The organism is Sulfurovum sp. (genome assembly GCF_041562805.1).
GTDB lineage: Bacteria > Campylobacterota > Campylobacteria > Campylobacterales > Sulfurovaceae > Sulfurovum.
The window spans coordinates 1-2,130 of sequence record NZ_JBFFOH010000263.1 but is presented as its reverse complement, the minus strand read 5'-3'; the positions used below and the strand labels follow the sequence as shown (position 1 = coordinate 2,130).

Annotated in this window: 3 protein-coding genes; all 3 read left to right on the top strand. The window is 40.9% G+C overall.

The features are described 5' to 3' along the window. Positions 1-18 precede the first annotated feature (18 nt). Complete coding sequence (gene trpD, locus ABYK33_RS15555; protein WP_373034235.1) at positions 19-1,005, top strand: anthranilate phosphoribosyltransferase; 987 nt, start codon at positions 19-21, stop codon at positions 1,003-1,005. A gap of 2 nt (positions 1,006-1,007) precedes the next feature. Continuing rightward, positions 1,008-1,430, top strand: coding sequence for a tRNA (adenosine(37)-N6)-threonylcarbamoyltransferase complex ATPase subunit type 1 TsaE (gene tsaE / locus ABYK33_RS15550; protein WP_373034234.1), 423 nt, complete (start codon positions 1,008-1,010; stop codon positions 1,428-1,430). After that, positions 1,430-2,130, top strand: a 701-nt coding sequence (gene lptB / locus ABYK33_RS15545; RefSeq protein ID WP_373034233.1) for an LPS export ABC transporter ATP-binding protein, incomplete at its 3' end; no start/stop codon positions are given. The genes tsaE and lptB, both read left to right, overlap by 1 nt.

Sequence of the window (2,130 nt, the reverse complement as noted above, 5' to 3'; positions counted from 1 at the left end):
ATTAAATAGGAGAGCGTGATGGGTGTTAGAGAAGAATTTGAAAAACTATTTAACAATGAAATGAGTACAGAAGAAGCAAGGGCTTTTCTTGTAGACCTTTATGAAAAAGGTGAAAGCGGCAGTGAAATTGCTGCGGCTGCTTCTGTTATGCGTGAGCACTCCATTAAACTCTCTTTATCTGAGACACTGAAAGAAAAAGCCATCGATGTTGTCGGTACAGGGGGAGATAAAAGCGGGAGTTTTAATATCTCTACAACGGTGTCACTTCTTTTGGCTTCTATGGGCCGTGTAGTCGCTAAGCATGGGAATAGAAGTGTGACCTCAAACTCCGGATCTACGGATGTTTTGGAAGCTTTGGGCATTAACCTGGATCTAACCATAGATAATAAGATCAAAATGCTTGAAGAAACGGGTTTTTGTTTCTTCCCTGCAACAGATCATCATCCTGCGATGAAGCACATCATGCCTATACGTAAATCAATAGAGCATAGAACCATTTTTAACATTCTTGGACCCTTGACAAATCCTGCTGGAGCAGAGAAATACCTTTTGGGTGTATTTGACCCTTCTTACATTAAACGTATGGCAGATGCACTGCTTGAACTTGGTGCTAAACGTGCTTATGTGGTCAGTAGCCATGACGGTATGGATGAGATCTCACTGGCTTGTAACTCTTCTTTTGCCTATGTTGAATCAAACCGTATTTCCGAAGGTGAGATAAACCCGGAGACATTTGGATTTAAACTTGCTCCTAAAGAGGCTATCTTGGGTGGAGATGCAAATTTTAATGCGCAGATCACTCGAGATATATTTTCAGGAGAAGAGACAGGTGCGAAAAGAGACATCATCCTACTTAATGCAGCATTTGCACTTTTTGTAGATGGCAATGTCCGTGATATAGAAGAGGCTGTAGAGATGGCTAAAAGTGGGCTTGACAGTGGGAAAGCAAGTGAACATTTAAACCTTATGGCCAAGGTAAGTCAGCAATTGGCAGGCAGTAACTAACAGTGAAAGAGATAATCGCATCGTTGGATGAACTAGATAAAGTGGTTAGCTATTTGGATGAGACACTTCCTTCTGATGCTATTGTCTTTTTACGCGGTGATCTAGCTGCAGGAAAAACGACACTCACACAAGCCATAGCAAAAGCCAAAGGGATAGAAGGTGAAGTGACTTCTCCGACTTTTTCTTTACAACAGTGTTATGGTGCAAAAGACGGCAGTAGTCTTTTTCATTATGACCTTTATCGCTTGGATCATGAAGAATTTATGCAGATGGGGCTTTTTGAAGAGTTTGAAAAGCAGGGATGGCATATGGTAGAGTGGGGGTCTGATGCCCTTAAAGCCTTTTTAGAAGGTGTTGGTTATAATGTTGCAACGATAGACATTGAACCCAATGAAAATAGTAGAATTTACAGGATTAACGTATAATGCATACACTTGAAGCCAAAAGCCTTGCTAAAACCATTAAGAAAACACAGATAGTACATGATATCTCTTTGTCTGTAAAGAGTAAAGAGATCGTAGGTCTGCTTGGTCCAAACGGTGCAGGAAAGACCACTTCGTTCTATATGGTGTGCGGATTAACTGATGCTACTGAAGGCCAGGTTTTTTTAGATGGAGAAGATATCACAAAATTGCCTTTAAGTTCACGTGCTCAGATGGGCATAGGCTATTTACCTCAAGAATCCAGTATATTCAAAGACCTTACTGTAGAAGAAAACCTGCTTATCGCAGCCGAAGCTTTAAATCTTGACAAAGAGAAGATTCATCCACGTATAGAAAAACTGCTCGAGATCTTCAATATAGAACCTATCCGTGCTCGTTTAGGCATACGTTTAAGTGGTGGTGAGAGAAGAAGGGTTGAGATAGCAAGAGCCCTGGTAGGCGAACCGAAATTTTTACTCCTGGATGAACCTTTTGCGGGGGTTGATCCTATCGCAGTACTGGATATACAAAGTATCATTAAACAACTTGTTGATCTGGATATGGGTATTCTTATTACAGACCATAATGTACGTGAAACACTGGGTATCTGCGATAGAGCTTACGTGATGAGAAGCGGAGAAATGTTTGCCACGGGTACAAGTGATGAAATAGCCAATAATGAGAATGTACGTAAGCATTATCT